The 26716-nt window shown below is 65.1% G+C and carries 24 protein-coding genes and 1 pseudogene; 12 read left to right on the top strand and 13 right to left on the bottom strand.

The features are described from left to right. The first annotated feature begins 174 nt into the window (after window positions 1-174). Window positions 175-2418, top strand: a complete 2244-nt coding sequence (locus DIE02_RS13645; protein WP_124529084.1) for a hybrid sensor histidine kinase/response regulator — start codon at window positions 175-177, stop codon at window positions 2416-2418. A 45-nt stretch (window positions 2419-2463) separates the two neighbouring features. Here the strand turns inward: DIE02_RS13645 and DIE02_RS13640 are convergent, their stop codons facing one another. Beyond that, entirely contained in the window at window positions 2464-3018 is a 555-nt protein-coding gene (locus DIE02_RS13640) for an NADPH-dependent FMN reductase (protein ID WP_044848764.1), read from the bottom strand. A gap of 375 nt (window positions 3019-3393) precedes the next feature. Between DIE02_RS13640 and DIE02_RS13635 the strand changes: the two genes are divergently transcribed. Further along, the gene (locus tag DIE02_RS13635; protein ID WP_124485974.1) at window positions 3394-3990 is read left to right on the top strand and encodes an RNA polymerase factor sigma-70; all 597 of its coding nucleotides are present in this window, start codon (window positions 3394-3396) and stop codon (window positions 3988-3990) included. Beyond that, entirely contained in the window at window positions 3971-4207 is a 237-nt protein-coding gene (locus DIE02_RS13630) for a zf-HC2 domain-containing protein (RefSeq protein ID WP_124485973.1), read from the top strand. The genes DIE02_RS13635 and DIE02_RS13630 overlap by 20 nt, the downstream gene beginning before the upstream one ends. Before the next feature lie 352 nt (window positions 4208-4559). On the opposite strand, the gene arsC is transcribed toward DIE02_RS13630, so the two are convergent. Continuing rightward, window positions 4560-4916: an arsenate reductase (glutaredoxin) gene (gene arsC / locus DIE02_RS13625; RefSeq protein WP_124529237.1), complete on the bottom strand. Its 357-nt coding sequence runs from the start codon at window positions 4914-4916 to the stop codon at window positions 4560-4562. Between the two features lie 1024 nt (window positions 4917-5940). Between arsC and parA the strand changes: the two genes are divergently transcribed. Then, the gene (parA, locus tag DIE02_RS13620) at window positions 5941-6603 is read left to right on the top strand and encodes a ParA family partition ATPase (protein ID WP_040138954.1); all 663 of its coding nucleotides are present in this window, start codon (window positions 5941-5943) and stop codon (window positions 6601-6603) included. 23 nt (window positions 6604-6626) lie between these two features. After that, window positions 6627-7688 (top strand): ParB/RepB/Spo0J family partition protein, encoded by a 1062-nt coding sequence (locus DIE02_RS13615; RefSeq protein WP_124529082.1) that lies wholly within the window; start codon window positions 6627-6629, stop codon window positions 7686-7688. A 90-nt stretch (window positions 7689-7778) separates the two neighbouring features. Here DIE02_RS13615 and DIE02_RS13610 read toward each other — a convergent pair whose 3' ends face one another. Then, entirely contained in the window at window positions 7779-9143 is a 1365-nt protein-coding gene (locus DIE02_RS13610) for a replication initiation protein (protein ID WP_044848760.1), read from the bottom strand. A gap of 1821 nt (window positions 9144-10964) precedes the next feature. On the opposite strand from DIE02_RS13610, the gene DIE02_RS13605 reads away from it, so the two are divergent. Further along, window positions 10965-12146: a DNA-binding protein gene (locus DIE02_RS13605; RefSeq protein WP_044848759.1), complete on the top strand. Its 1182-nt coding sequence runs from the start codon at window positions 10965-10967 to the stop codon at window positions 12144-12146. Between the two features lie 139 nt (window positions 12147-12285). Here DIE02_RS13605 and DIE02_RS13600 read toward each other — a convergent pair whose 3' ends face one another. From DIE02_RS13600 to DIE02_RS13590, 3 genes are all read right to left on the bottom strand, one after another. Continuing rightward, window positions 12286-13299, bottom strand: coding sequence for a tyrosine-type recombinase/integrase (locus DIE02_RS13600; protein WP_124485971.1), 1014 nt, complete (start codon window positions 13297-13299; stop codon window positions 12286-12288). Between the two features lie 102 nt (window positions 13300-13401). Further along, entirely contained in the window at window positions 13402-13779 is a 378-nt protein-coding gene (locus DIE02_RS13595) for a DUF2471 family protein (RefSeq protein ID WP_124485970.1), read from the bottom strand. Window positions 13780-13907: 128 nt separating this feature from the next. After that, a complete protein-coding gene (locus DIE02_RS13590) occupies window positions 13908-14519 on the bottom strand; it encodes a helix-turn-helix domain-containing protein (protein WP_124485969.1) in 612 nt (203 codons plus the stop codon). 161 nt (window positions 14520-14680) lie between these two features. On the opposite strand from DIE02_RS13590, the gene DIE02_RS13585 reads away from it, so the two are divergent. Both DIE02_RS13585 and tdh read left to right on the top strand, forming a co-directional pair. Further along, entirely contained in the window at window positions 14681-15880 is a 1200-nt protein-coding gene (locus tag DIE02_RS13585) for a glycine C-acetyltransferase (protein ID WP_124529080.1), read from the top strand. A gap of 13 nt (window positions 15881-15893) precedes the next feature. Continuing rightward, window positions 15894-16922, top strand: coding sequence for an L-threonine 3-dehydrogenase (gene tdh / locus DIE02_RS13580; RefSeq protein WP_044848754.1), 1029 nt, complete (start codon window positions 15894-15896; stop codon window positions 16920-16922). A gap of 524 nt (window positions 16923-17446) precedes the next feature. Here the strand turns inward: tdh and DIE02_RS13575 are convergent. Continuing rightward, on the bottom strand, window positions 17447-17848 hold the full coding sequence (locus DIE02_RS13575) for a hypothetical protein (protein ID WP_124520182.1): 402 nt from the start codon (window positions 17846-17848) through the stop codon (window positions 17447-17449). Beyond that, window positions 17845-18483, bottom strand: coding sequence for a GNAT family N-acetyltransferase (locus tag DIE02_RS13570; RefSeq protein WP_124520184.1), 639 nt, complete (start codon window positions 18481-18483; stop codon window positions 17845-17847). Before DIE02_RS13570 ends, DIE02_RS13575 begins: the two co-directional genes overlap by 4 nt. 191 nt (window positions 18484-18674) lie before the next feature. Between DIE02_RS13570 and DIE02_RS13565 the strand changes: the two genes are divergently transcribed. Continuing rightward, a complete protein-coding gene (locus DIE02_RS13565) occupies window positions 18675-19289 on the top strand; it encodes a TetR/AcrR family transcriptional regulator (RefSeq protein WP_124529078.1) in 615 nt (204 codons plus the stop codon). Window positions 19290-19343: 54 nt separating this feature from the next. After that, complete coding sequence (locus DIE02_RS13560; RefSeq protein ID WP_124485965.1) at window positions 19344-19823, top strand: nuclear transport factor 2 family protein; 480 nt, start codon at window positions 19344-19346, stop codon at window positions 19821-19823. Between the two features lie 540 nt (window positions 19824-20363). Here DIE02_RS13560 and DIE02_RS13555 read toward each other — a convergent pair. Next, window positions 20364-21449: a tartrate dehydrogenase gene (locus DIE02_RS13555; protein WP_044848750.1), complete on the bottom strand. Its 1086-nt coding sequence runs from the start codon at window positions 21447-21449 to the stop codon at window positions 20364-20366. A gap of 117 nt (window positions 21450-21566) precedes the next feature. On the opposite strand from DIE02_RS13555, the gene DIE02_RS13550 reads away from it, so the two are divergent. Beyond that, a complete protein-coding gene (locus tag DIE02_RS13550; RefSeq protein ID WP_124520192.1) occupies window positions 21567-22490 on the top strand; it encodes a LysR substrate-binding domain-containing protein in 924 nt (307 codons plus the stop codon). 236 nt (window positions 22491-22726) lie between these two features. Here DIE02_RS13550 and argC read toward each other — a convergent pair whose 3' ends face one another. Continuing rightward, on the bottom strand, window positions 22727-23674 hold the full coding sequence (gene argC / locus DIE02_RS13545; RefSeq protein WP_124529076.1) for an N-acetyl-gamma-glutamyl-phosphate reductase: 948 nt from the start codon (window positions 23672-23674) through the stop codon (window positions 22727-22729). A gap of 118 nt (window positions 23675-23792) precedes the next feature. Between argC and DIE02_RS13540 the strand changes: the two genes are divergently transcribed. Then, window positions 23793-24677: a LysR family transcriptional regulator gene (locus tag DIE02_RS13540; RefSeq protein WP_124529235.1), complete on the top strand. Its 885-nt coding sequence runs from the start codon at window positions 23793-23795 to the stop codon at window positions 24675-24677. A gap of 26 nt (window positions 24678-24703) precedes the next feature. On the opposite strand, the gene DIE02_RS13535 is transcribed toward DIE02_RS13540, so the two are convergent. From DIE02_RS13535 to DIE02_RS13525, 3 genes and pseudogenes are all read right to left on the bottom strand, one after another. Next, window positions 24704-25168, bottom strand: a complete 465-nt coding sequence (locus tag DIE02_RS13535; protein WP_124520195.1) for a hypothetical protein — start codon at window positions 25166-25168, stop codon at window positions 24704-24706. Between the two features lie 60 nt (window positions 25169-25228). Further along, entirely contained in the window at window positions 25229-26446 is a 1218-nt protein-coding gene (locus DIE02_RS13530; RefSeq protein WP_044849279.1) for a patatin-like phospholipase family protein, read from the bottom strand. Between the two features lie 123 nt (window positions 26447-26569). Further along, window positions 26570-26716, bottom strand: a pseudogene (locus DIE02_RS13525) (3-hydroxybutyrate dehydrogenase); the annotation flags it as partial.

Raw genomic sequence — 26716 nt, 5'->3', positions numbered from 1 at the left:
GAGATAAGCACGCAAAATTTTTCTTTGTGTACGTTTGCGCTGCCGGATTCATAGCGTTTTCAAACTTTCACCGTGCCCCTGTCGGAATCACCAGGTTGCACATCGGTGCGGCGGTACGGCGCACGTGCGCAACTCGTTTATGATGGAACACCTCCGCTTCACCCGCTTTCTTCGATGACGTCCGAACGTCCCGCCGACTCCCGCACGCACACCGCACCGCCCGCCGACGACTGGCAGGACGACGGCAACTATGCGTCCGGCGCGCCCGAGCACGATTTCGCGGTCCGGCGCGTGACGCTGATCGTGCTGCTGGTCGCGGCGATCGTGCTGCCGTGCATCTACGTGTCGGTCATGGCGTACAACGACCTGAAGGCCCGCGAAGCCGCGGCGAGCGACGTGACGATGCGCACCGTGCGCGTCGCCGAGGAACATGCGCTCAAGGTGTTCGACCTGAGCGAGACGCTCGATGCGCGCATCGTCGACCTCGTGCAGGACATGGACGACGCCACCGTGCGCCGCCACGAATCCGACATCCACGAAGCGCTGAATACGATCGGCGGCGGCTATCCGCAGGTGGCCGCGGTGTCGATCTTCGGTGCGAGCGGGATGCTGCTCGCCAACAGCCTCTACTATCCGGCGCCCTATGCGTCGATCGCGAACCGCGACGACTTCGCCGGCATCCGCGACGGCCGCGTGATCGAACACATCTCGAAGCTGATGATGGGGCCGCTCAAGCTCGAGAACATCCCCGTGTTCAACACGGGCGTCGCGCGACGCCATAGCGACGGTTCGTTCGCCGGAATGGTGTCGATCGCGCTGAAGTCGTCGTATTTCAACGCGTTCTACCGCGACCTGCTCGGCGGCGCGGCCACCCCGATGACGATGGCGCTCGCGCGTTCCGACGGCGCGGTGATCGCGTCGTATCCGCCGCCGCCGTCGCTCGCGCACACCGATCTCACGGCCACCTTCGGCAACGCGCAAAGCGATCCGCGCGCGGGCGTCGTGCGGGTGCGCCACGACGGCGCCAGCAGCGAGATCGTCGCGTACCGCCAGGTCGGCAGCTACCCCGTGTACGTGACCTGCGCGTACCGCACGTCGGCGATCTGGCGTGAATGGTACGAACACCTGAGCGTGCTGTTCATCTCGATGTTCGCGCCGTCGATCGCGCTGTGGTCGGTGATCTGGCTGTCGCTGAAGCGGCTGAAGGCGGAAGAGGAGGCCTGGGACCGCTGGCAGGCCGAAGCGTCGATGCGACGTTCGATCGAATCCGCGTACCGGCAGTCGCGCAAGATGCAGGCGCTCGGCAATCTGGTCGGCAGCGTCGCGCACGACTTCAACAATCTGCTGATGATCATCTCGAGCAACGTGCAGATCGCGCGGCGACGCGGCGTCCAGCATCTCGACAAGGAACTCGGCGCGATCGAACGCGCGCTGAAGAACGGCCAGTCGCTCACGCGCCAGTTGCTCGGCGTCGCGCGCAAGCAGCCGCTGCACAGCGAGACGATCGACGTCGGTCAATGGCTCGGCACGTGCCGCGAACTGCTGAAGACGTCGCTCGGTTCGAAATCGCTGCTGGTCGTCGCGATCGAGCCCGGCGTATGGCCGATCCGGGTCGATGTCGCGGAGCTCGAGCTCGCGGTGATCAATCTCGCCGTCAACGCGCGCGATGCGATGACGGTCGGCGGCCGCTTCACCGTCGGCGCGCGCAACGTGACGCTGCGCCGCGAGGACGGCTTTCCGCTGACCGGCGACTTCGTGCAGATCTCGCTCGACGATACGGGCTCGGGCATGCCGCCCGACGTACTCGCGCGCGCGTTCGAGCCGCTCTTCACGACGAAGGCGCAGGGGATGGGAACGGGGCTCGGGCTGCCGCAGGTGTTCGCGTTCTGCGAGCGCTCGGGCGGACTCGCGACGATCGACAGCGCGGTCGGCGCCGGGACCTCGGTGCGCCTCTACCTGCCGCGCGCACGCGCCGAGGACATCGTCGCGCGACCGCAGGCCGCCGTGCACGACGCGGGCGGGCTTGCCGGCCTGCACGTGCTGCTGGTCGAGGACAACAGCGAAGTCGCGGCCGGCACCGAGGCGCTGCTCACGCTGCTCGGGCACCGCGTCACCTATGCGCCCACCGCCGACGACGCACTGCGCCTGATCGAAGGCGCGGCCGCGAACGACGCATTCGACCTGGTGATCTCGGATATCCACATGCCGGGCCGCCTGAACGGCATCGATCTCGCCGAAGCGATCGACAAGCGGCCGGGGAAGCTGCCCGTGATCCTCGTCACGGGTTACGCGGAGGAACTCGACCGCACGCGTACCGTCGACGTGCGCGTGCTGTCGAAGCCGTTCGACATCGCGCTGCTCGACGAGATCCTGCTCGGCATCCGCGAAGCGCGCGACGCACGGCACGCCGGCGCCTGACCCGCGGCATGCGGGCCGGTGCCGGCGGCGGCAAGGAAACGGCGATCAGGCCGCCTTCAGCACGCGCACCCAGTCGACGTAGCGGTCGACGAAACCCTGCAGGAACTTGCGGGTGTCTTCGCTGACGATCTGGCCCTCGTCGTCGATACGCGCCGGGTCGTGCTTGATGAACATTTCCGGCTGGCCGAGCGTCTTCACGTCGAGATACGCAAGCACGTTGCGCAGGTGCTGCTGCGCGAGTGCGGTGCCGGTCGCACCCGGTGACGTGCCGAGTACCGCACCCGGCTTGCCGGACCACGAGTTGTGCCCCCACGGGCGCGAGCCCCAGTCGAGCGCGTTCTTCAGCACGCCCGGGATCGAGCGGTTGTACTCGGGCGTCACGAACAGCAGCGCGTCGGCCGCCTCGATCGACTGCTTGAAGCGCTTCGCGACTTCCGGAAAGTCCGCGTCGTAGTCCTGGCTGTAGAGCGGCAGTTCGCCGATCTCGACGAATTCGAACGAGAAATCGGCGGGGGCGAGCGAGATCACGGCTTGCGCGAGCGCGCGGTTCCAGGAACCGCGACGCAGGCTGCCGACGACGACTGCAACACGATAGGACATGGCTTTCTCCTTCCGGTGAGTAAGGAATCGGGTCGATTGATTCTGGACAGGCGACAAAGGTCTGTTTATAGGCAAGCCAGCCCGCGAGCCGTCCCACGGGGCCGACCGGCCGACTTTCCACAAGGTTTTCCACAGAAATTGTGGATAACTTGACCGTTATGGTCTGATGTTACAGACCGCCCGCGTCGCGATTTCGCGGCGCGCGACGCCAGGCTTCGGCAAGCATAGCGCAGCGCGCCAACCGGCTTCGTGAATTCGCGACGGAACATGCGTTGCAGCGCAGCGTCTCGCCCAGTAAGCTGCTCGCACACCGCGATGCGCCCGCCCGGTGGCGCGCACGCGAGCGCTTTCGCTTCGTAAGGCTCCCGACCTGCCATGCTGTCCGCGTACGACGACCCCGCCTATCTCGCGCAACTGCGGCGCGACCTGCTGCGCTTCGCGCGACTCCAGCTCCGCGACACCGATGCGGCCGAGGATGCCGTGCAGGAAGCGCTGACCGCCGCGTGGTCGCACGCGGGAGAGTTCGCGGGACGGTCCGCCCACAAGACCTGGGTGTTCGGCATCCTGCGCAACAAGCTGATCGACATCCTGCGCGCGCGGCAGCGGACGGTGAGCCTGTCCGCGCTCGATGCGGAACTCGACGGCGAATCCGCGCTCGATCGCGAACTCTTCAAGGAAAACGGGCATTGGGCGCCGCACACGAAGCCGCGGCCGTGGCCGCGCCCCGAAACGCTATTGCAGCAACAGCAGTTCTGGATGCTGTTCCAGGTCTGCCTCGACCACTTGCCGGAACACATCGGGCGCGTGTTCATGATGCGCGAATTCCTCGACGTCGAGATTGCCGACATCTGCAGCGAACTGACGTTGACGACGAATCATTGCAGCGTGTTGCTGTATCGGGCGCGCACGCGCCTGCGCACCTGCCTCAGCGAAAAAGGAATGACGACCGAAGATGCTGCCGGGGAAATGTAGGGACGTGACGCGACTGCTGTCGGATGCGCTCGACCGGTCCTTGACGCTTCATGAGCGCATGCAGGTGCATGTGCATCTGCCGACTTGCGGCGGATGCCGCGTGTATCGCGGGCAGATCGCGCTGCTGCGGACGGCAGCGCATGCGGCGGCAGGGCGGGGGACGGGGGATGAAGCGGGTGGCGATCGGGATGAGTCGTCGGGCGACGGGCAGGGCTGAGTTGCTGCCTTGTGATTTCTGCTACGAGCGGTTCATTTGATGACGGATGGGAGCGTAGCCACGGTGGACGGTTGTGATATTCGAATTCAGTCGAGCGATCCGACGCGTCTCGTGATTGCTGCTACGAGTGGTTCCATCGATGACTGCTGGCAGGGCAGCCACGGTGGACGGTTGTGCTACTCGAATTCAACCGGTCGATCGGATGCGTCTCGTGATTTCCGCGACGCGCGGCTCATTTGATGACCATCGGCAGCGTAGCCACGGTGGTCGGTTGCGGCCCGCGAATTCAGCCGCTTATTCCCGGCGCGCTCGCGCCGGGATGATGCGATAAGAAAAATACGCCGAACAACAATTATTCGAACAGCGCGCGCACCGACTCGGGCGGACGACCGATGGCCGCCTTGCCTCGATACACGACGATCGGACGCTGCAGCAGAATAGGATGAGCCGCAATCGCTTCATAGGCCTCCGCGTCGGTCAGACTCGCACGGGCAAGATCCAGCGTCTTGTACGGCTCTTCGCCGTCGCGAAGCATGTCGCGCACCGGGCGCCCGAGCTGACGATGCAACGCTTCCAGTTCCTCGACCGTCGGCGTCTTCTTCAGATACTCGACGACATTCACCTGCGTGCCGGCGGTGTTCAACGTCTCGACCAGTGCGAGCGTCTCGCGGGACTTCGAGCAGCGGGGGTTGTGGTAGATCGTGATCATCATTCGGACCTGGATAGGAAAGGCACGTATTGTAGCCAGTCTGGTTGCGTGCGTTTCGGCGGGGACCGGCGCGCGGGCGAAAGGGGAGTTGGAGTACGGTGCGGCGTGCGGGGAGGAATCGTTCGCGCCGACGAGCGTGCAGAGCGCGTGATGCCTTTATGCGCATAAAGTGCGTTGTATGGACCATCGCCAAGGCCGTCTACGGCGGGGAGCGCCGATGAACAACGACGCATCGCTCTGGCGTGTTGCAGGTTCCGACGCGAGGGCCACCCGCACGGTTTATGCGCATAAAGCTATCGCTTCGCGAGGTGGGGAGGTCCACTGATATCGCGACTGGCCCGGACACTTCGATGCCTCGAACGATCAGCGGGGCGATACGCGATCGCGTCCGTCCGGGGCATTGTCGCGGGACGTATTAATGCGCGCTTGCCGACGTGGGGCCGCCGATCGCGGCCGAGCCTCTCGATGGTTTATGCGCATAAACGCTGGGGGCGGCCAGCGCTTCACCGCTTCACCGCTTCACCGCTTCACCGCTTCACCGCTTCACCGCTTCACCGCTGCACGCTGCACGCTGCACGCTGCGCACGGCGCACGGCGCACGGCGCACGGCACACGGCGTGAGTATCGCGCCGGCCTGGGTCGCGCCGCGTTCGTCATCCAGGCTCGTGCTCAAGCGAGGACGACGACTCGCAGATGCTCTCCAGCACCGCCGAAGTTTATGCGCACAAACTCCTCCGTCACCAAGGCCCCGCGCGTTCGGCTATCGACGGGGCAGGCGCCAACACATTGCGCCGATCAGCTTCTCGAACGAGGGGGCAGAAACGCCTGTCGTCACGACGATCCATCCGCTCATCATCCACCGCAGCAATCTCGCCGCCATCCGCTGCAGTCAGCCAGCGTCCCCATTCGTTTATGCGCATAAACCGATAGCCCGAATGGCTAACGCGTAGTTGGCAAACGACAATTTCATTGAAATATAAATATCGTCCTGTAGAATTCCAACGACCAAAAACAGGAGTGAAAATTGGCCGCGGAAATCATTGCAGTCACTCAACAAAAAGGTGGCGTCGGCAAAAGCACGATTGCCATGCACCTCGGCGCGGCATTCCATGAGAAAGGGAAGCGCGTCCTCGTCATCGACGCCGACGGTCAAAACACACTGGTTCACTGGTCGAGCGCATCCGGTGACAGCGACGCCGGCATCCCGTTCCCGGTCGTCAATCTCGCCGAAGCCGGCGGCCAGATCCATCGCGAGATCAAGAAGTTCATCAACGACTACGACATCATCGTCGTCGATTGCCCGCCGTCGATCACCGAGAAAGTCTCCGGCGTCGTGCTGCTGGCCGCATCGATCGCCGTGATTCCGACTTCGTCGTCGCCAGCCGATTACTGGTCGAGCGTCGGGCTGGTCAAGCTGATCCAGCAGGCGCAGGTGATGAACGAAGACCTCCGTGCCGTCTTCCTGCTGAACAAGACCGAAGAGAAGCGCATGCTGACCCGCGAGCTCAAGCGTGCGCTCGAGGAGCTCGGCTTCCCGTTGCTGAAGACGCAAATCCCGACCCGGGAAGCGTACAAGCAGGCAATGGCGCTCGGTCAGACCGTGCTGCAGATGAACGATCGCGGCGCCAAGCTGGCCGCCGCGGAAATTCGCGCATGTGCCGACGAAATCGTCGCCATGCTGCCCTGACTTTATGCGCATAAAGGAGTCACATGAAACCCTCCCAATTTGCAAAAGGATTCCAAGCGCGCCCGGATATCACGACGAGCGAGAAGCGCACGGCGCTTGATCGGCTGAATGCCATCGACGGCATCGTCAAATCCGAGACGGCCACGCCGGTCCCGACGAAGTCCGCCAAGAAGGACATCACGCCGCCACCGTCTCCGGACGTCCTGCTCGATCCGTCGATCGACGAGTCGCCGCAATATCGCGCGTGGCGCCTCGAGAACCGCTATGCGCCCGGCCAGGTAATCGAACTGCCGTTGAAGGCGATCAAGCATAGCCCGTTCAACCCGCGGCACTTCTATCTGAAGTCGTCGATTGCCGAACTCGCGGTCAACCTCGCGAAGCAGGGGCAGCAGCAGGCGATCCACGTGATTCCGGACTATGACAATCCGGGTTCGTATTTCGTCAGCGATGGCGGCCGCCGCGTGCGCGCGCTGAAGGAAGCGAACAAGGAGTCGGTAAAGGCGATCGTGATCGACGTGCCGATCGGGATCCAGAGCTACAAGCTCGGCTACGACCTGAACGTGCAACGCGATTCGCAGACGGTGTTCGACAACGCCGTCGTATGGCGCCGCTTCCTCGACGACAAGCACTTCCTGAGTCAGAAGGAACTGTCCGAGCATCTCGGCCTCGACGAGTCGACGGTCGCGGTCGCGCTGTCGATCGGCAAGCTGCCGGAAAGCGTGATGCAGGAGATGGTCGCGCGTCCCGATCGTTTCGGTTCGAACATGGCGTATCAGGTCGGCCGTTATCACAACGCGCGCGGCACCGAGGCGACGCTGCGCCTGATCAACAAGATCGTGTCCGACGATCTCAGCACGCGTCAGGTGTCGGACATCGTCAAGGGCCGCGTCGCGGCGCAGGAAACGCCGAAGCCGGCGGCCCGCCAGCGCTATGCGCAGCGTCTCGAGATCAAGCTCGGCGGCAAGTCGGTCGGCGACCTGAAGTCGTATGGCGAAGACCGCATCGAACTGCGCCTGCGCGGCCTCCCGAAGGACAAGCGCGACGCGATCCTCGAGCAGCTCGAGCGGATGCTGTTGTCGGACTGATGGAAACGGCCGGCAGGGCCTGGCGATGCGCCGGGCCCCCCGGTTGGGCGGGCGGCCGGCGGCGGCCCCTCAGAGGGGCCTGAACAGGCCTCAGGCGGCCCGCGATTGATTCAGGGTGAACGACAGCAGGTCGCCGTCGGTCGGCTCGCCCCAGGTCTTCTGAGCCAGCCAGTCGAAAAACGCCGTCTCGGCCAGCTTCGAATCGAGGCCGCGCTTGCGCCAGTCGTCACGCAGGTGCGAGCCCATCGTCGGCAGCACTTCCGACTCGAACGACTCGCGCGCCACTTCGCGCTCCGCGTCGCCCTGCTCCTCGTACAGCACCTTCGCTTCCTTGCGGCGGAACGCCGCGAATTCGCTCAACAGACGCGCCTTCAGATCGTCCGGCTGCGCCGCGACGACCTTCGCGGCAGGCGCGCCCGACGGCAGCGCGTCGACGGACTCGACCGGCGGCGCATAACCCTTCTTCAGCGCATCCTTGAACAACGCGGGCGCGCTGCGCACCGGCGGCAGCGTCGTGCTGCGCATCCGTTGCTCGGTCATCTGCAGCGCGGCGCGAATCCGGTTTTCCTCGCTGTCCGCGTAGAGCGTCTGCGCTTCCTTGAGCGGAATCCCGAGCTTCACCATCCGGTCGACCAGCGTGCTGTCGAACACGTTCGGATGCTCGTCGAGCGCGAGCATCGGCTGCTTGCGCTCGGTCACGCGGAACTGGATCTCCGCGACCCGCCGCCCTTCGCGATGTTCGATCAGTTCGACGAAGATATTGGTGACCGCATTGACCTCGGCGATCGCCGGACGCAGGTAGTCGCGCTTGAAGTACTTGTACTCGCGCTTCGCCTCGTCGCCGGCTTCCGTATCGGGCGTGCCCGACAGGATCGGCCGCCACCATTCCCACGGCTCGCGCATCGTCAGGTGGCTCGGGTTCGTCAGGTAGCGCACGCAGATCTCGTAGAGCGCGAGACCGGCGCTGCTGCGCAGCTGGCTCTGGAACTGCAGGCTCAGACGCGCGTACTGGACCGGGTCGAGCAGCTTCTTCTTGATCTTCGGTGCGAACGAGAATTCGACCCACACGCGGCGGGTAGCCGGATCCTCGAGAATTTCGGCATCGGCGATCAGCGTCGAGATCCCCCACTTGCGGCCCGGCTTCTGGCTCGACGTCCCCGTGCTCCATTCAACCTGGACCGACACCATGCGGCGCAGGTGTTCCTTCACCAGCGCGGTGTCGTTCGAATCGAAGGCGGAGTTGGCGACGATATCCGACAGCAGCGCGCGATACGTATCGCCCGAGTCGTCGGCCTGCTGCGCGACGGCGAGCAGGACGTTGAACAGCTTGCGGGTCAGGAGCGTGATCTTGCCGCTCTTCGGCTGAATTGCGATCGCCTCGACGGCCTTACGCAATTCGGCTGAACTGGCACTCACCACATCCACATCGGTTTTCTTGGCGCGCTTCGTGGCCATGCGTCGGGTCGGAGGAGAAGTTTCACGGAAGGATAGCGCCTGTGGTGATGTGCGTCCAGAACGACATGCTCACCATAGCGGGTGAAGTGCGCGTGTGAAACGGCACTCACCCCAACCCTCTCCCGAAAACCCTCACCGGTCCGGATTTACAGCGTTTCGGACTCGTCCAGACGTGTCGCGGGATGCGCGGATTCACAGATTTTCGCCTGTGCTCGACACGTGCGAAACTTGCTCCCGTATCGGCTCACCTTTCGATTTGTCGTAATTTTACGACTGCACTTCCGGGTCCTCGTCACAGGGTCGCCACTGGACGTCGCGACATCGAGCGGACAGGCCCGCACCGGCCTGTATGCATGTACAGGCGCGGCTGACCGGGGCGACCGCAACCACGCCCGGGACCCGGGAAGCGCGCCCAAAAGGATGCGCCTCGAGGCCATCGAAGCCGATTCACAGGCCCGGGCGCGCATTGTACAGCGCACGGAAACCGTTCGGTCCCGAAAATTCTCACCTCAGCGGCTCGGAATTCTGTGCCCCGGATCCAGACGAGTCCCCGGCACACGCGGGATCGCCAGCCAGGACCTCCCGAAAAGCCTCACCTTATTGAAAAAAGCGGCGCTCCAACGGACGCGGATACGGCTCCCGAAAAACCTCACCGTAACCGCCGCGGTATCAAAAATGTCAATGCCGTCCGATACTTATGTGCAGCAGGCGTTCCGCTGTGTCCGGCGATCGCCCCCCGAAAAGCCTCACCTTTGCGGCAGGCGAACGTCGGCGGCAGCTGTGTATCGACTCCTGAAAACTCTCACCTGTGCCAAAAAGTGGCACAGCAAAAATCAGATTTCTGCCAGTCCCGGCGGGCTTTTCAGCGAGTTCGCCCCGTTATGGGTCCCGAAAAGACTCACCTTTGCCCTATTTTCGAGCAAATGGCGCTCCCGAAAAGACTCACCTATCAGGCAAACGACAGCCTGTGATCGATGTCCCGAAAAAGCTCACCTCAACGGGATCCGGGCAGGAAAACCCGGATTTCGCTCCCGAAAAGCCTCACCTTTCAGGCTTCACAGGCCCCACAGGGCACTTTTGCTGTGCAAAATGACCGTCGGTTCCCGGAAATCCTCACAGCAAATCCCTGTGGAGTCCCGTGAAACCTCACCTTTCATGAAAACTGCCCAAAAGATGGGCAGAATAGGGGCGCGAGTAAGGTCCCGCAAATTCTCACCTATGTCTGCACAGGCAGAAAACTGTGCGCGCAGGCACAGCGCGGGTTCCATGGCTGTGCGGCCCCGAAAAACCTCACCTTTGGGAAATCTCGCATTCCACTGTGATCCCGAATCCGCTCACGACCTTTCCTGCATCGGCTCACGCAGATCCCCGAACCCCATCACTTCAGCTCCCGCAGAAGATCACCTTGGTTCCCGTAAAACTTCACCTTGTCGGCCGGAAAGCCTTGCTACATAAGGCTGTGCCGTGGCGTTAACGTTTTTAACTAAGGGTTCAAGGGTGTTTACTTCTAATACTCTCAAGACATCGGTCGTCGAGTTTTCCACAGAGACCCCAACCCCTGAACACCGACAGTGAGCGTGACGCCCATCATGTGAAACAAATGCCCTTTTTCGGGGCTTGCTAAAAAACGCTTTCAGCACAAGTACTTGGCTCGCTTTCTTCGCTTTGTTTCACGGAATCGGGACGCTGGCTCATCCAGATCGGCTCACAGCGCCGATTTCTGTGCACAGTGACGTAAATTCACCGCGGCCGACAAAAACAGGTATCAAAAAATACGTATTCCGTTATGATCACAACATTTCAATGTCTGTGAGTCCTGCCATGACGCTGGATGAAATACGTGAAGCCATCCGGGAAGAACTCGAATCGCTACGCGCGAGCGGCGCGCGCCGCCAGGAGTTGTCGCTGCATGCCTGCAAGCGCCTGTTTTTCGATCTCGGCATCCGGCCGTCGGCCGCCAATGTCCGCGATCTGACCCAGACCGGCAGTGCCAGCGACATTCCGAAGGACATCGATCATTTCTGGGAACGGATCCGTGCCGCGTCGAAGGTTCGGCTCGACGGTGCGGCGATTCCGAAAGCGGTCGAGGAAAAGGCGGGCGCATTGCTCGGCGCGCTATATGAAGAGGCGTTGAAAGCGGCCAGGGAAAGTCTCGATGTCGACCGCGAGCAGATCCGCGCCGGCGTGACCGATGCGGAACAGCGGCTGCGCGACGCCACGGTTCGCCAGGAAACCCTCGAGGGCGCGCTGACGCGCAGCGAAGCCCGCAACGAGCAGCTGCAGGCGCGTGTGACCGAGCTCGAGGTGCAGCTGGCCTCGCAATCGACGCACGGTTCGGCAAACGAGGCGACGCTGCTCACCACAGTCGCCCGACTCGAAAAGGAACTGGCCGCCATGGCCGGCCGCGTCGATGCCGAACAGACGCAGAACGCGGCGCTGCGCGACCGTATCGACACGCTGCAAGCCGAATTGCAGCAGCGCACCGAACACTATGCGCAGCAGATCAAGGATGCGGTGGCCGAAGCCGAGCGCCGCGTCAAACCGATGCTGGTCGAGCTGGACTCGCTGCGCAGCATGGCGTCGACCTATCAGAGCGGTTTGCGCGACGTGCAACGCAAGGAATTCGATTTCCTTCAGCAACTGAGTTCGACCAAGGCCCGCGCGGACCGGCTCGAGGAACAGCTTCGCAGCCAGGGCGACGAGTTGGAGCGCGCGACGCGCGAGGTGAATACGCTGCGCGCGAGCCGCGGGATGAACCCGGAGATTTCCGCGCTGATCCGGCGCCTGGCCGATGCCGGTCAGCTGGATGCCGATGCGTTTTCCGCGATCGGGACGTCACTGGACCATGAAATTCCGGTGCCGACCCAGTGCCCGCATTGCGATGGCGAACCGGAGTTGTCGCACGGCGACGACGGGTTCGAAGTATCGTGCCCCGAATGCGAACATGCGTCGGGGCCCTGGCCTTCACGATTCGAAGCGATCGCACGCTTTGCACGCGATTGACGCGCCGGTCGGCACAGCGATCGCACAGGTGAGGTGATTCGGGACGCGTGAGGTGAGGTTTTTCGGGAGCAGGGAAACGGTGAGGCTACGCCGCACAAGGCTGCTCACGAATCACGTCGCGTGAGCAGCCGGTTCGTCATCAGTGAGTTTCGTCCTGGTCGGAAGCGTCACCATTCGCGAGATCGTCACGCCAGTTTTTCCACGCGCGGTGCAGCCGGTTCGACGAGATCGGCCGCACGAAGCCGAGCCATTTGCCGACCCGCTCGGGCGGTACGTCGTGTTCGAACAGCTCGGCCGCATAGGTATTGCGCAGCGTTTGCGGACTCGCGCGCGCGGTGCGCGACGACGTCAGCCCCGCGGATTCGACGATCGCGTCGATCGCGCGCAACATCGTCGCCTTGTGCATCGGCCGCCCGGCGTGCGATGCGGGAAACACGAGCTCGCCGGGAATCTCCTGGCGCTTGCGCTCCACGAGCCACGCTTCGAGCAACGCGATCGCGAACGACGCCAGATGGGTTTCGCGCGCGAAATCGGGATGCGTCGACGGGATCTGCAGCGACGTTCCGCTCGTATTGATGCAACTAATCGTTAGCACGCGTGCTTCGCCGGTCTTCACGCCGGCGCCGAGAAACGCGGCGACGAGCGCGCGGTCGCGCCGCTCTTTCCAGTACGCGGAGCCGGACACGCCGATCGGCGAAAACAGGTAGGCCAGCAACTTTGCGCGTTCGGCCGGCGTCAGGAAACCGGTTGGCTCGTTGTCGCGTGCCTGACGCCAGTTCGCTTCGCCGTCCTGAGCAATGAAGCGGGCCGGGTTGGTGGACGCGAACTCGGTGCGCCGGATGTGGTCGAGCACGCGTTCGATCAGCCGCAAATAACGCATTCGCTGCGTTTTCCGGATCGGAAGCTCGCCGACGAAGTTCGCGATCGTTGCGGTATCGACCGTGGCCAGGTTTTTCTGGTTTGCACGCAGCCACGCAAGAAAGGCGCCCCATTGCGCGCGGTAGACGTCGGCCGACGAACGGCGGTAGTCCTGCATGGCAAGCCACGCGTCGAACGCGGCTTCGGGCGAGATGATCCAGTCGGACGCGCCGCGGTCGAACAGATCCTTTTCTTCCGGGCGTGCCGGGGTGTCGGAGGGCGTGGGAAGGGACATGTCATTTATTCCGTTAGTTGCGTATATGGTAGCCCTTTCCGCAACGTCGCGGACAGCAGGATGCGGGAGCCGCCCACCGTGTCGGACGCTCGGGGCCTGACGTCAGTCGCCCCACGCCTTCGACGGGCGGTGAACGCGTTCGCGGGGCGCCGCTTCCTGCGATTTGGCCGCGGCTTCATACGCGAGGACCGCGAACGAGAACACGGCGGGCAGCGCGTTCGATCGGCCGAAGTCGATCGGATCGTCCGTTTCGGGAAAGGTCATGTCCGATGGCCGTTCGAACAGTTGACGCATGCCGGCCTCGTGCCGGCTGGCAAAACCGAGATCGGCGAGCGCCTCGGCTTCGATCGCGTGCAGCAGGCGCCACGACAGCGGGACGCGCTGACGGATGTAGCGCCCGGCTATATGGCGGACGATCAGTTCGAGGTCGTGCGCGGCAGCCTTGAAGCTGAGCGCGGCCAAATCTTGTTCTTCTGTCATCGCAGGCTCCTGTCGACCGGCGCGGGCGCCTCGGTGCGCCGCCCCGGCCATGCATGGCGGAATGTTCGTTTACTGTACAAACATACAGTATTTTCCGCAACTGGCCTTTCGGCCAGCTAGCCGCATCGTCAGCGATGAATCACGATCAACAGTGCGCGCGCCTCGGCCTTGCCCGGGTTGCGGATCGCATGCGGCGTGTCGGCCGGGTAGCGCGCGGTGTCGCCCGCCTTCAGGCGTCGGCTCGCCGCCGCGGCTTCGATTTCCATCGCGCCCTGCAGCACGGTGAGGTGCTCGCGCGTGCCGGGTTCGTGCGCGTTCGACACGAGCGCGCCGCCGCCCGGCAGCGTCAGTTCGTACCACTCGAACTTGCCGGCCAGGTCGATCGGGCCCCATACGCGCAATTGATAGCGGCCGTCGTGGCCGGCGAGCGTCGGGATGTCGTGCGGGCCGTCCACGCGGATCGTCTCCGGCGCTTTCGGCTGAGAGAACAGCTCGTCGAGCGTGATGCCGAGCGCATTCGTGAGCCGCCATGCGACCGCGATCGTCGGATTGGCCTTGTCGCGCTCGATCTCGGAGAGCATCGACTTCGATACGCCAGCCGCGCGCGACAGGTCGTCGAGCGTCAGCTTGCGCTCGTTGCGCAGGCGCTGGATTTGCTCGCCGACGCGCGGCGGCGTCACGCCCGGCGCTTGCGGTGCGGCGCTGGCAGGCGTGCGCCGCGACGCGGAGGAACTTGCCATTTGGTTTCCGTTCGCTTAGAGTTGTTCGGTATTTCGAATTTTAGTTCGGAATATCGGATAAATGCGGTCAACCGAACGACCGACTATAACAGTAGCAGGCCGTTGCGCTGCCGCCACGAGTGGCGCGCGACGGGATGCGAATCCCTGTCAGGAGCTTTGAGATGCGTGATGCCTTTCTCGCCCAGGTGCGCGGGACGCTCGACCAGATCCGCGCGGACGGTTTTTACAAGACCGAGCGCGAGATCGCGAGTCCCCAGGCGGCGGCCGTGCGGCTCGCCGGCGGTGCCGGCGTGCTGAATTTCTGCGCGAACAACTATCTCGGTCTGGCGAACGATCCGCGCCTGATCGCCGCGGCGCAGGCCGGTCTCGACCAGGACGGCTTCGGCATGGCGTCGGTGCGCTTCATCTGCGGCACGCAAACCGTGCACAAGCAGCTCGAAAGCGCGCTGGCATCGTTTCTCGGCACCGAGGACAGCATCCTCTATTCGAGCTGCTTCGATGCGAACGGCGGCCTGTTCGAGACGCTGCTCGACGAGAACGACGCGGTGATCAGCGACGAGCTGAACCACGCAAGCATCATCGACGGCATCCGTCTCTGCAAGGCGAAGCGTTTCCGCTACAAGAACAACGACCTGTCCGACCTCGAGGCGAAGCTGAAGGAAGCCGACGCCGCGGGCGCGCGCCACAAGCTGATCGCGACCGACGGCGTGTTCTCGATGGACGGCATCATCGCCGACCTGAAAGGCATCTGCGACCTCGCCGATCGTTACGGCGCGCTCGTGATGGTCGACGATTCGCACGCGGTCGGCTTCATCGGCGCGCATGGCCGCGGTACGCCCGAGCACTGCGGCGTCGACGGTCGCGTCGACATCATCACCGGCACGCTCGGCAAGGCGCTGGGCGGCGCATCGGGCGGCTACGTCGCGGCCCGCCGCGAGATCGTCGAATTGCTGCGCCAGCGTTCGCGCCCGTACCTGTTCTCGAACACGCTGACGCCGAGCATTGCCGCGGCGTCGTTGAAGGTGCTGGAACTGCTCGGCAGCGACGAAGGGGCGAAGCTGCGCGAACGCGTGCGCGAGAACGGCGCGCGTTTCCGCGAGCAGATGACGGCTGCGGGTTTCACGCTCGTGCCGGGCGCGCATCCGATCATCCCGGTGATGCTCGGCGAAGCGCAGCTTGCGACCAACATGGCCGACAAGCTGCTCGCCGAAGGCGTCTACGTGATCGGCTTCTCGTTCCCGGTCGTGCCGCGCGGTCGCGCGCGCATCCGTACGCAGATGAGCGCCGCGCATACGCCCGAACAGATCGATCAGACGGTCGCCGCGTTCGTGCGCGTCGGCAAGTCGCTCGGCATCGTCTGACGGAGGCGCGACCATGAAAGCACTGGCAAAGCTCGAACGCGGCCCGGGCCTCACGCTCACGCGCGTGAAGCGCCCCGAAGTCGGACACAACGACGTGCTGATCAAGATTCGCCGCACGGCGATCTGCGGCACCGACATCCATATCTGGAAGTGGGACGACTGGGCGCAGAAGACGATTCCCGTGCCGATGCACGTCGGTCACGAATACGTCGGCGAGATCGTCGAGATGGGGCAGGAAGTGCGCGGCTTCGCGATCGGCGATCGCGTGTCAGGCGAAGGCCACATCACGTGCGGCTTCTGTCGCAACTGTCGCGCGGGGCGCCGGCATCTGTGCCGCAACACCGTCGGCGTCGGCGTGAACCGTGAAGGCGCGTTCGCCGAGTACCTGGCGATTCCCGCGTTCAACGCGTTCAAGATTCCGCCCGAGATCTCCGACGATCTCGCGTCGATCTTCGATCCGTTCGGCAACGCGACGCATACGGCGCTGTCGTTCAATCTCGTCGGCGAGGACGTGCTGATCACCGGCGCGGGCCCGATCGGCATCATGGCCGTCGCGATCGCGAAGCACGTCGGCGCGCGCAACGTCGTGATCACCGATATCAACGACTACCGGCTCGAGCTCGCGCGCAAGATGGGCGCGACGCGCGCGGTCAACGTCGCGCGCGAGTCGCTGCGCGACGTGATGGCCGACCTGCGCATGACGGAAGGCTTCGACGTCGGTCTCGAGATGTCGGGCGTACCGAGCGCGTTCACGAGCCTGCTCGAGGCGATGAATCACGGCGGCAAGGTCGCGCTGCTCGGCATTCCGCCCGCGCAGACGGCGATCGACTGGAACCAGGTGATCTTCAAGGGGCTCGAGATCAAGGGCATCTACGGTCGCGAGATGTTCGAGACCTGGTACAAGATGGTCGCGATGCTGCAAAGCGGTCTCGATCTGTCGCCGATCATCACGCATCGCTTTGCGGCGGACGATTACGAGAAAGGCTTCGCCGCGATGCTGTCGGGTGAAAGCGGCAAGGTGATTCTCGACTGGACGGTCTGAGCGCCGGCGGGGCGGTTCGGTACGTTTGCCGGCTGCCCCGCTCGTGCGGGCATGAGCGTTTGTCGGGGCTGGGCCGCTTCGACGAACGCGTAAGGTGAGAATATTCGGGAGCTGTGTTTGCGTACCGAACGGCGGCTCGATCATGCTGCCGCGTGTCGCGCAGGCGTGGAATTCAACGGGCTGCACGTCGTTTCTCGTCAGCGATACGAGGGCGATCGCACTTCGATTCCGCAGCACTCATCGGTGACATTCAATCGCGCATGCACCTCACCCATCAGCGCCGCTCCGCTGCCCACTCCGTCGCGTCGCTCGGCGCGTGCCTTTCTTCCTGCCCTTCCGTTTTCGCTTGTCGTGCCTGAATAGTGGGCCCTTGCCGCATCATCGCGTGTCATGGTTTTGCCCTGCGTCAGCGCCAGCACGTCACCACGCAACCCGGTCACGGCTCGGCCTCGAGGCGTGAGCCGATCACCGACATGCAACTCACCCATCAGCCCGCCAGCCGGCATCGATCGGTGCGCTGCCTGCTATTCGATCCGCTCACCGTTCGGCCATCGCGGCTCGAGTTGCAGACTCAACACGACGAGCCAGCGTTTCGGGCATTGCGGTGCGATTTCGATCAGATCGCCATGCGCGCCGGACACCGTCACGAGTCCGTTTTGCGCTGCATTCCGATACGCGCGCGATGCGTCCGCCTGAAGCCAGAAGCTGACCAGCGCGCACGTGACGAAGCGGAACAGCAGCAATGTCGCGGCTTCCGGCGTGTCGCCCAGCAACACGAGCAGGCTGTCGAACGCGAGCGTCAGCATCTGCGTGACCGCGATCGTGATGACCGTCAGCTTCACCAGCCCGCGCATGCGCAGTGCTGCCCGCGTGCGGGCGCGACGTAGTGCGAGCCGCGCGCGATCGTCGTCGCTTTCGCGTCTCACGACGCCGCTCCGGCGCGCTGCGCGACGTCGATCGATGTCGTGTCGGATACAGGCATCGGCGCGCCCGCTACGCCAACCGCCTTGCACAGGATCGCGCTGTCGTAGCTGTGTCCTGCAAACCGCATCACGTCGATCAACCGAAACCCTTCGCGACGATAGAAGTCGACGAGCCGGACAGCCGCATGCGGCGCATCGAGCGCGATGTGCGTCGCGCCACGCGCGGCAGCCCGCCGTTGCGCGAACGCGAGCAGCGCACGGCCGATGCCGCGGTCCTGCCAGACCGGATCGACGGCCAGCTGGCCGAGCGTCGCGACGCGTCGGCTGCGATACGGATCGCAACGCGAATCGGGATCGTGCGGTTGCATCGTGATCGTCGCGACCAGATGCGCGTTGCCGAGCGCGACGAAACACTCGCTGGTGAGCATGCGTTCGCGCGTCGCCGACGCCGGCTGGTCGACACCCGGACAGTTGAAGCCCGCGGCGCCGAGTGGCGCGTACGCACGATGCAGCAACGCGGTCAGCGACTCATACGAATCGCTGCGCGGATCGAAACGCCTTACCACCACGCGGCCGTCGAGCCGCTTCGCATAAGCCGCATAGGCACGCGCGGAGCGTGCGGATTCCGGTCGCTGCATGATGTCCTTTCGGCCAGACAGGGTGACCGAAGTGTAGTGAGCCCCCCGCGCCAGCTTCAAGAAAAAATGTCGTAAACGCCGGCTGCAATGCGCCGCTCGCCATCGGGACCATGCGGCGATCGGCCCTTCCGACGGCAGGGCCTTTTCACGCGGCTGTTGACGAGGGAGAACGATCGTTCTACCGTAAACCCATGAACACACATGATGACCTCTCCGGCGAACCGGCCGTTCGCGACCGGCTGCTCGACGCGGCCGAGGCGCTGATCTACTCGGGCGGCATCCACGCCACGGGTGTCGATGCGATCGTGAAGCGATCCGGTGCCGCGCGAAAGAGCTTTTATTCGCATTTCGAATCGAAGGAGGCGCTGGTCGTGGCCGCGCTCGAGCGCCGTGACGAACGCTGGATGCGCTGGTTCGTCGACGCGACGCTGGCGCGCGGCAAGTCGCCGCGTGCGCAGTTGCTCGGAATGTTCGATGTGCTGCGCGACTGGTTCGTGGAACCCGATTTTCACGGCTGCGCATTCCTGAACGCGTCCGGTGAAATTGCCGACGCCGACGATCCGGTGCGCGTCGTCGCGCGCATGCACAAGGCGCGCTTGCTCGCGTTCGTGCGCGAGCGGTTCGACGCGTATGCCGACGCAGCCGGGATCGAGCGCCGCGGGCTGGCCCGCCTCGCACGTCAATGGCTGGTGCTGATCGACGGCGCGATCGCCGTGGCGCTCGTCAGCGGCGATGCCGTCGCGGCGCGCGATGCGCGCGCAGCCGCCGAATGCTTGCTCGATACGGTGTCTCGAGCGTCGCAGTAACGCGTCCCAACCGGCTGCGTTCGTGCGCAGCCCAACCTTGAACAGGAGCATCCCATGTCCGCTTCCCCGGAAGTTCGTCCGCCCGTTCCGCCCTTCACGCTCGACACGGCGCGCCAGAAAGTGCGCGCCGCGGAGGATGCGTGGAACACGCGCGACCCGCTGCGCGTGTCGCTCGCCTATACGCCGCAGAGCCGGTGGCGCAATCGCGCGGAGTTCGTGACGGGCCGCGACGAGATCGTCGGCCTGCTGCAGCGGAAATGGACGCGCGAGCTCGACTACCGGCTGATCAAGGAGCTGTGGGCGTTCGACGGCAATCGCATCGCGGTGCGATTCGCCTACGAATGGCATGACGACGCCGGCAACTGGTTCCGCTCATACGGGAATGAAAACTGGGAGTTCGACGAAAACGGCTTGATGGCGCATCGCCACGCGAGCATCAACGATCTGCCGATTCGCGAAGCGGACCGCCTGTACCACTGGCCGCTCGGCCGCCGTCCGGACGATCATCCCGGCCTGTCCGATCTCGGGCTGTGACGCAGCACGATGACGACGCGTGGACGCGTTCGATCACGCATCGAGCGTGCCGCCTGTGCTCAACGGTGAGGAAATTCGGGAGCCGTGTATTGAGGTGAGAGTTTTCGGGAGAAGGAGCGATTCCGTGCGGGACGGTGTGATTCTTCACGTCCCGCGTCTCACCGATCATTCTTCGCAGGAAACGGCGCGATTGCGCTGACGGAAGCGCCGTGCGCATTGCAGTGCTCGCGCTTTCGTTGCGTTGCCCGCGCGCGAAACGAATGCGACATCGACACTGGCGGAATTCGATCGGTGTGTAGCGATGCGCGATGCAACTCACCGCTCGACTTCGACGTGATGCCGGTTACGGCGATGGATCGACACGTGACCGTGCGTGTCACCGCATCGCGTTGCTCACCGTTCGAAATCGACATCGATACCGACACGCGCGCGTCCAGGCCCGCGCATCGGAATCAACCAGGGTGCGCGGCAGCCGGTCGTGTTGCTCACCCCTGAACATGCATCCATCGACCACCTGCGCGCGCCCTGCGCATCGTTCCGTCAGCCTGCGATCCGCGCCGCGATCGCTTCACCCACTTCCTGCGTTCCTGCCTGGCCGCCGAGATCGCGCGTGCGCGGCCCGGTGCGCAGCACGTCCTCGATCGCCGCGACGATCGCATCGTGCGCTTCGCGTTCGCGGCCCGCGCCGTTGCCGAGGAAGTCGAGCATCATCGCCGCCGACCAGATCATCGCGATCGGGTTCGCGACGTACTGGCCCGCGATGTCCGGCGCGGAGCCGTGCACCGGTTCGAACAGCGACGGAAACGTGCGATCCGGGTTCAGGTTCGCCGACGGCGCGATGCCGATCGTGCCCGTGCAGGCCGGCCCGAGGTCGGACAGGATGTCGCCGAACAGGTTCGACGCGACCACGACGTCGAAGCGGTCGGGCTGCAGCACGAAGCGCGCGCACAGGATGTCGATGTGCTGCTTGTCGACGGCGATCTCGGGATAGCGCTCGCCCATCTCGGCCGCGCGCGCGTCCCACCACGGCATGCTGATCGCGATGCCGTTGCTCTTCGTCGCGACGGTCAGGCGCTTCGCGCGGCGCTGCGCGAGCTCGAACGCGAACTTCAGCACGCGCTCGGTGCCGTGACGCGTGAAGATCGACTGCTGCATGACCACTTCGCGCTCGGTGCCTTCGAACATCGTGCCGCCGACCGACGAATATTCGCCTTCGGTGTTCTCGCGCACGATCATGAAGTCGATGTCGCCCGCGTTGCGGCCGGCGAGCGGCGACGGCACGCCGTCGAACAGGCGCGCGGGCCGCAGGTTGATGTACTGGTCGAACTCGCGGCGGAATTTCAGCAGCGAACCCCACAGCGAAATGTGGTCAGGCACCGTCGCGGGCCAGCCGACCGCACCGAACAGGATCGCGTCCATGTCCGACAGCTGTGCCTTCCAGTCGTCCGGCATCATCTTGCCGTGCTGCGCGTAGTAGTCGCAGCTCGCCCAGTCGATCTGTTCGAACTGGAAACGGATGCCGAAGCGCGCCGTCACGGCGTCGAGCGCGCGCAGGCCCTCGGGCATCACTTCACGGCCGATGCCGTCACCGGGGATGACGGCAATCCTGTACGTCTTGTCGCTCATGCAAGCCTCCTTGGCTGTTCGGGCCGCCGGCAGCGTGCGCAGCGGAACGTGACGCCATTTTATTTATTTCCATTCAGATTAAAATCGTGCGAAAGGTTAATCGACTTTCCACGAATCGTGAACAAATCGCCGAATCTCGACGACCTGCGCGTCTTCAGCCTGGTCGTCCGCCTGACGAGCTTCAGCGCGGCCGCCGAGCAGCTCGCGGTGTCGCCCGCGTACGTGAGCAAGCGCATCGCGCTGCTCGAGGCGCAGCTCGGCACGCGGCTGCTGCATCGGTCGACGCGCCGCGTGACGGTCACCGAGGCCGGTGAACGCGTGTTCGCGCGTGCCGAGAAGATTCTCGACGACGTCGATCATCTCGTCGAGGATGTCTCGACCACGCGCTCGGTGCCGCGCGGCACGCTGCGCATTTCGAGCAGCTTCGGCTTCGGCCGCCACGTCGTCGCGCCGGCGTTGCTCGACTTCTCCGCGCGCTATCCGCAGCTGAACGTGCGGCTCGATCTGTTCGACCGGCTCGTCGACGTCGCGGGCGAAGGCTACGACCTCGACGTGCGCATCGGCGACGAGATCGCCGATCACCTGATCGCGCGCCGCCTGGCCGCGAACTATCGCGTGCTGTGTGCGTCGCCCGACTATCTCGCACGACGCGGCACGCCGCGCACGCTCGCGGATCTCGCGTCGCACGACTGCCTCGCGATCAAGGAGCGCGACCATCCGTTCGGCGTGTGGCGGCTGAACCTGCGCGGAGAAACGGCAACGGTGAAGGTCGGCGGCGCGCTGTCGACGAACCACGGCGAGGTGGCCGTGCAATGGGCGCTGGCCGGGCGCGGGATCGTGCTGCGCTCGATCTGGGAGGCGGGGCCGCTGATCGAACGCGGCGCGCTGCGTCGCGTGCTGCCGGACGTGATTCAGCCGGCGAACATCTGGGCGGTCTATCCGGAACGCGTCGCGGCTTCGGCGAAGGTGCGCGTGTGCGTCGATTTTCTGGCGGAGGCGCTCGCCGGGTTGAATGCCGCGGCGAGCGACGATGCGGGCTGAAATCGGCGAAAGGTGAGCTTTTACGGGGGCATGTCTGCGACGTCGGCACATGTCTGTTTTGGGCGTGCCATCGCGTCATGGGCCGATACGACGCAACAGGCAGCGATACGTCGATGGGCGCGAGGTACGGGCCCGACCGACGATGATGCTCGCACCCGCACCCGCACCCGCACCCGCACCCGCACCCGCACCCGCACCCGCACCCAAACCGCGGCTCACACCCGTGGCTCCGGCGTTCAAGCCGCTTTCGCAGCGCTCTCCGTGCCGAGCATCAGGTCGAGATTCTGCACGGCCGCGCCGGATGCCCCCTTGCCGAGATTGTCGAACACGGCGGACAGCAGCACCTGACCGTGATCGTCATTGACGAACACGCTCAGCCGCAGGTCGTTCGTACCGTTCAGCGCCTGCGGATCGAGATGCGTGATCGTGCGCGTATCCGCGAGCGGCGTGACCTCGACATGGCGCGCGCCGGCGTAATGGTGCGCGAGACACGTGTGCAGCAACTCACCAGTCACGCCGGCCGGAAGAAGGCGCAGCTCGATCGGCACCGTCAGCACGATGCCCTGCCGATAGGCGCCGTAAGCCGGCACGAACAGCGGACGGTGCGCGAGCCCGGCATGCAGCTGGATCTCGGGCGCATGCTTGTGCGCGAGCGCGAGGCCGTAGACCTGCAGCGGTTTCGCGCGCGCGGCGTCGTTCGATTCGAATGCGTCGACGGCGGCGCGGCCGCCGCCCGAGTAACCCGACACCGCATGGATGCTCACCGGGTAGTCGCGCGGCAGCAGGCCGGCCTGTTGCAGCGGCCGCAGCAGCGCGACCGCGCCTGTCGGATAGCAGCCCGGATTGGTGATGCGCCGTGCACGTGCGATGGCCTGGGCGTGCCCGTCGGCCATCTCGGGGAAACCGTAGACCCATTCCGGTTCGGTGCGATGGGCCGAGCTCGCATCGATCACGCGTACCGCCGGATTCCGGATGAAGCCGACCGCTTGGCGCGCGGCGGCGTCGGGCAGGCACAGAATCGCGATATCGCACGCGTTGATCGCTTCGCCGCGCCGCGCGGGGTCCTTGCGCTCGGCATCCGGCAGCGTGACGAGCCGCAGGTCGGTGCGATCCCGCAGGCGCTCGTGGATCTGCAGTCCGGTCGTACCTTGGTCGCCGTCGATATAGACAGTAGGGAGGCTCATGATGGTCGCGTTCCTCGTTTCGGGCATCGGGAAAGCCGTATCGTCCATCGAACGCCTAGAATAGGAAAAGTTGAATTTCCTGATGACCGGATTCAGTTTTCCTGAACGAGAGGTGGGCATGCGCGAGATCAGTCTGGACCGGCTGCGTACGCTGGTCGCAATCGCCGACCAGGGATCCTTCGTGGCCGCCGCGCAGGTGCTGCATCTTGCGCCGCCGACGGTCAGCCTTCATGTCGCGGAACTCGAAAGCCGCATCGGTGCGCCATTGCTGTCGCGCACGCGCGGCAACGTGCAGCCGTCGACGATCGGTGCGGTGCTGGTGGAGCGGGCGCGCCGTCTGCTGGCCGAGGTCGAGTCCACCCTCGACGACGTGGAGCGGCAAGTGCAGGGCCTGGCCGGGCGGGTGCGCCTCGGCGCGTCGACCGGGGCGATTGCCCATCTGCTGCCGCAGGCGGTGGCACGGCTGCGCGAGCAGCATCCGGACATCGATGTCCAGATCGCGGTGCTCACGTCGCACGACACACTGGCGCGGCTTGCGCAGGGCTCGCTCGACGTCGGGCTGGTCGCCCTGCCGCAGGCGGCAGTCGCGGGGCTGTCGATCCGCGCGTGGCGGCGCGATCCGGTGCTGGCCTTTCTGCCCGCGGACTGGCGGCTGCCGGCACGCGTGACGCCGGCCTATCTGGCCGCGCGCCCGCTGATTCTCAACGATGCGACCACCCGCCTGTCGCGACTCACGACGGAATGGTTCGCGCTCGGCGGCCACCGGCCCGAGCCGCGCATCGAACTCAACTACAACGATGCGATCAAGAGCCTGGTCGCCGCGGGTTACGGCGCGACGCTGCTGCCGCACGAGGCGGGCGCCCCGTTGCCCGACCCACGCATCGTCATGCGGCCGCTGCGTCCGGCGTTGTGGCGCGAACTGGGCATCGCGCATCGGGCCGGCCCGGTCGAGCGGTCGACCCAGCACGTGCTCGACGCGTTGTGGGCGCTCGGCGCGCGCTAGGGCGCTCAGGGAACCGCGCCGCCGTCCTACAGCCGGTTGTCCTTCGCGAGCATCAGCACGCGCGCCCAGCGCTGCGCATCGCGCTTGTCCATCATCGGCAGTTTCCATTCGCCGCGCACCGCGTCGCGCACGCGCACGACGAGATGCCAGCGGCCGCCGATCGGCGCCGCCTCGCAGCCGTCGAGCTGCGACAACGTATAGCGGCCGTCCGCGCCGTCGTGCGACAGCCACAGCAGCCCCTGCGTCGCGGACACGCGCACCTCGCCCCACGCGCGATGCACGATGTGGGTCCAGCCTTGTTCCTTCGTGTTCGGTGCGATGTCGCGGCGGCGCTTGATCCACCATGCGATCAGCGCGATCAGGATCGCGGCGGCGAGCACGGCGGCCGCGATCGCGACCGGCTGGCCGAACTGCGCGGCGATGACGTGAAACAGGTGGACGGCGCCCCATCCCAGGGCGATGAGCGCGAACAGCGCAATGAAGATCGGCATGTCGAATCGGAACAGAGGACGGACCGGCGCAGCCTGCGCGCCGGTCCGTCGCACACGGCATCACCGGCGGCGGTGAATGTCGTGCGTGACGAAGCCCGCGTCGTTGGTGGGCAGCGCGAGGCCGTCCTTGACCGCGAGCGTCTTGCGGATGTCGTCGAGACCCGCGCACCAGTGGTCGCGCATCGTCGACAGACCGAACTGATAGTCCTTGTAGTGGTGCTCGTACGCCTTCTGCTGATAGATCAGGTGCTGGATGTTGTACTTCTTCCCGCTCGACATCGCTTCAGCCTCGATGCACCACGGGTCGTTCTTGCGCTGCTCTTCCGGCACCTGCTCGAGCACGTGGCGCAGCACGTTGCGGTAGCGCTGTTCGCGCTGCAGCGTATCGGTGACGAAACGCGTGCGGCTCGAATACTGCACGTCCTTCGTGCGTTCCGCGACGTCGGCCATCGTGCGCGGCAGCGGCCCGCGTGCGCTCCACAGATCGACCTGGAACGCGAGCGTGTCGCGCCGCGGACGCGCGCGCAGCACTTCCATCAGCGGCGTGTTCGACACGACGCCGCCGTCCCAGTAATACTCGCCGTCGATCTCGACCGGCGGGAACGCGGGCGGCAGTGCGCCGGACGCCATGAAGTGCTCGGGTTCGAGGCGGATGCGCGAGTTGTCGAAGTACACGAAGTTGCCGGTGCCGACGTTGACCGCGCCGACCGACACGCGCGTCTCGCCCGAGTTGATCCGGTCGAAATCGCACAGCTTGAGCAGCGTCGCGCGCAGTGCCGACGTGTCGTACCAGCTGATCTTTTCCGGATGATCGGACACGCCCGGCAGCGGCGGCGGGAAGCGCGGCGAGAAGAAGCCTTGCTGGCCCTGCATCATCGCGCTTGCGGCCTGCGATGCCGTGAAGAACGTGCGTACCTGGTCGATGCTGTTGAACAGCGCGAATTCGAACGCGGCCGGAATCGCGGGAAAGAACGCCGGCTGGCAGATCGTTTCCCAGAATTGGCGCAGCCGCTCGACGCGATGTTCGGGCGCATTGCCGGCGATCAGCGCGGTGTTGAGCGCGCCGATCGAGATGCCTGCGATCCAGTCGAGCGGAACGCCCGCTTCGTGCAGCCCTTCGAACACGCCGGCCTGATACGCGCCGAGCGCGCCGCCGCCCTGCAGGACGAGCGCGATGGTTTCGTACGGCAGCGACCGCGCAGCGGCCGGCGCGCCGGCTTCGTGATGCAGGTCCGCCGCATCGACGGCCTGCTTTTCTGTACGCGCGTGCGGTTTCATCAGTTGCTCCGAGAAATCCCGCCGTGGACGGCGGTGACGGATGGCGTGGCGTCGACTGACGGCACGCCATCGCAAGAATGGGCGGTAGTACGGGAATCGCCTCCCGTCAGGGAGGCGAGGACCTTACTGCATGAACCAGCCGTGGCTGACGACGAACGACTGGCCCGTGAGCGCGGCGCTCGGGAACGCCGACAGGAACAGCACCGTCTGCGCGACGTCCTGCACCGTCGTGAACACGCCGTCGACCGTGTTGCCGAGCATCACCTTCTT

Origin of the sequence: Burkholderia sp. Bp8991 (genome assembly GCF_003853795.1) — a bacterium.
Classification (GTDB): Bacteria; Pseudomonadota; Gammaproteobacteria; order Burkholderiales; family Burkholderiaceae; genus Burkholderia.
Note: the sequence above shows the minus strand (reverse complement) of the source record. Positions and strands in the feature narration are given on the sequence as shown.

Excerpts from the sequence above, each read along its gene's own strand:
- DIE02_RS13535 (WP_124520195.1), bottom strand. The coding sequence starts at position 25,168 with ATGCCGATCTTCATTGCGCTGTTCGCGCTCATCGCCCTGGGATGGGGC.
- tdh (WP_044848754.1), top strand. The coding sequence starts at position 15,894 with ATGAAAGCACTGGCAAAGCTCGAACGCGGCCCGGGCCTCACGCTCACG.
- DIE02_RS13605 (WP_044848759.1), top strand. The coding sequence starts at position 10,965 with ATGACGCTGGATGAAATACGTGAAGCCATCCGGGAAGAACTCGAATCG.
- DIE02_RS13540 (WP_124529235.1), top strand. The coding sequence starts at position 23,793 with ATGCGCGAGATCAGTCTGGACCGGCTGCGTACGCTGGTCGCAATCGCC.
- DIE02_RS13555 (WP_044848750.1), bottom strand. The coding sequence starts at position 21,449 with ATGAGCGACAAGACGTACAGGATTGCCGTCATCCCCGGTGACGGCATC.
- DIE02_RS13595 (WP_124485970.1), bottom strand. The coding sequence starts at position 13,779 with ATGACAGAAGAACAAGATTTGGCCGCGCTCAGCTTCAAGGCTGCCGCG.
- DIE02_RS13600 (WP_124485971.1), bottom strand. The coding sequence starts at position 13,299 with ATGTCCCTTCCCACGCCCTCCGACACCCCGGCACGCCCGGAAGAAAAG.
- DIE02_RS13630 (WP_124485973.1), top strand. The coding sequence starts at position 3,971 with ATGCTGCCGGGGAAATGTAGGGACGTGACGCGACTGCTGTCGGATGCG.
- DIE02_RS13610 (WP_044848760.1), bottom strand. The coding sequence starts at position 9,143 with ATGGCCACGAAGCGCGCCAAGAAAACCGATGTGGATGTGGTGAGTGCC.
- DIE02_RS13645 (WP_124529084.1), top strand. The coding sequence starts at position 175 with ATGACGTCCGAACGTCCCGCCGACTCCCGCACGCACACCGCACCGCCC.
- DIE02_RS13560 (WP_124485965.1), top strand. The coding sequence starts at position 19,344 with ATGTCCGCTTCCCCGGAAGTTCGTCCGCCCGTTCCGCCCTTCACGCTC.
- DIE02_RS13615 (WP_124529082.1), top strand. The coding sequence starts at position 6,627 with ATGAAACCCTCCCAATTTGCAAAAGGATTCCAAGCGCGCCCGGATATC.
- argC (WP_124529076.1), bottom strand. The coding sequence starts at position 23,674 with ATGAGCCTCCCTACTGTCTATATCGACGGCGACCAAGGTACGACCGGA.
- DIE02_RS13635 (WP_124485974.1), top strand. The coding sequence starts at position 3,394 with ATGCTGTCCGCGTACGACGACCCCGCCTATCTCGCGCAACTGCGGCGC.
- DIE02_RS13565 (WP_124529078.1), top strand. The coding sequence starts at position 18,675 with ATGAACACACATGATGACCTCTCCGGCGAACCGGCCGTTCGCGACCGG.
- DIE02_RS13640 (WP_044848764.1), bottom strand. The coding sequence starts at position 3,018 with ATGTCCTATCGTGTTGCAGTCGTCGTCGGCAGCCTGCGTCGCGGTTCC.
- arsC (WP_124529237.1), bottom strand. The coding sequence starts at position 4,916 with ATGATCACGATCTACCACAACCCCCGCTGCTCGAAGTCCCGCGAGACG.
- DIE02_RS13570 (WP_124520184.1), bottom strand. The coding sequence starts at position 18,483 with ATGCAGCGACCGGAATCCGCACGCTCCGCGCGTGCCTATGCGGCTTAT.
- DIE02_RS13590 (WP_124485969.1), bottom strand. The coding sequence starts at position 14,519 with ATGGCAAGTTCCTCCGCGTCGCGGCGCACGCCTGCCAGCGCCGCACCG.
- DIE02_RS13585 (WP_124529080.1), top strand. The coding sequence starts at position 14,681 with ATGCGTGATGCCTTTCTCGCCCAGGTGCGCGGGACGCTCGACCAGATC.
- DIE02_RS13530 (WP_044849279.1), bottom strand. The coding sequence starts at position 26,446 with ATGAAACCGCACGCGCGTACAGAAAAGCAGGCCGTCGATGCGGCGGAC.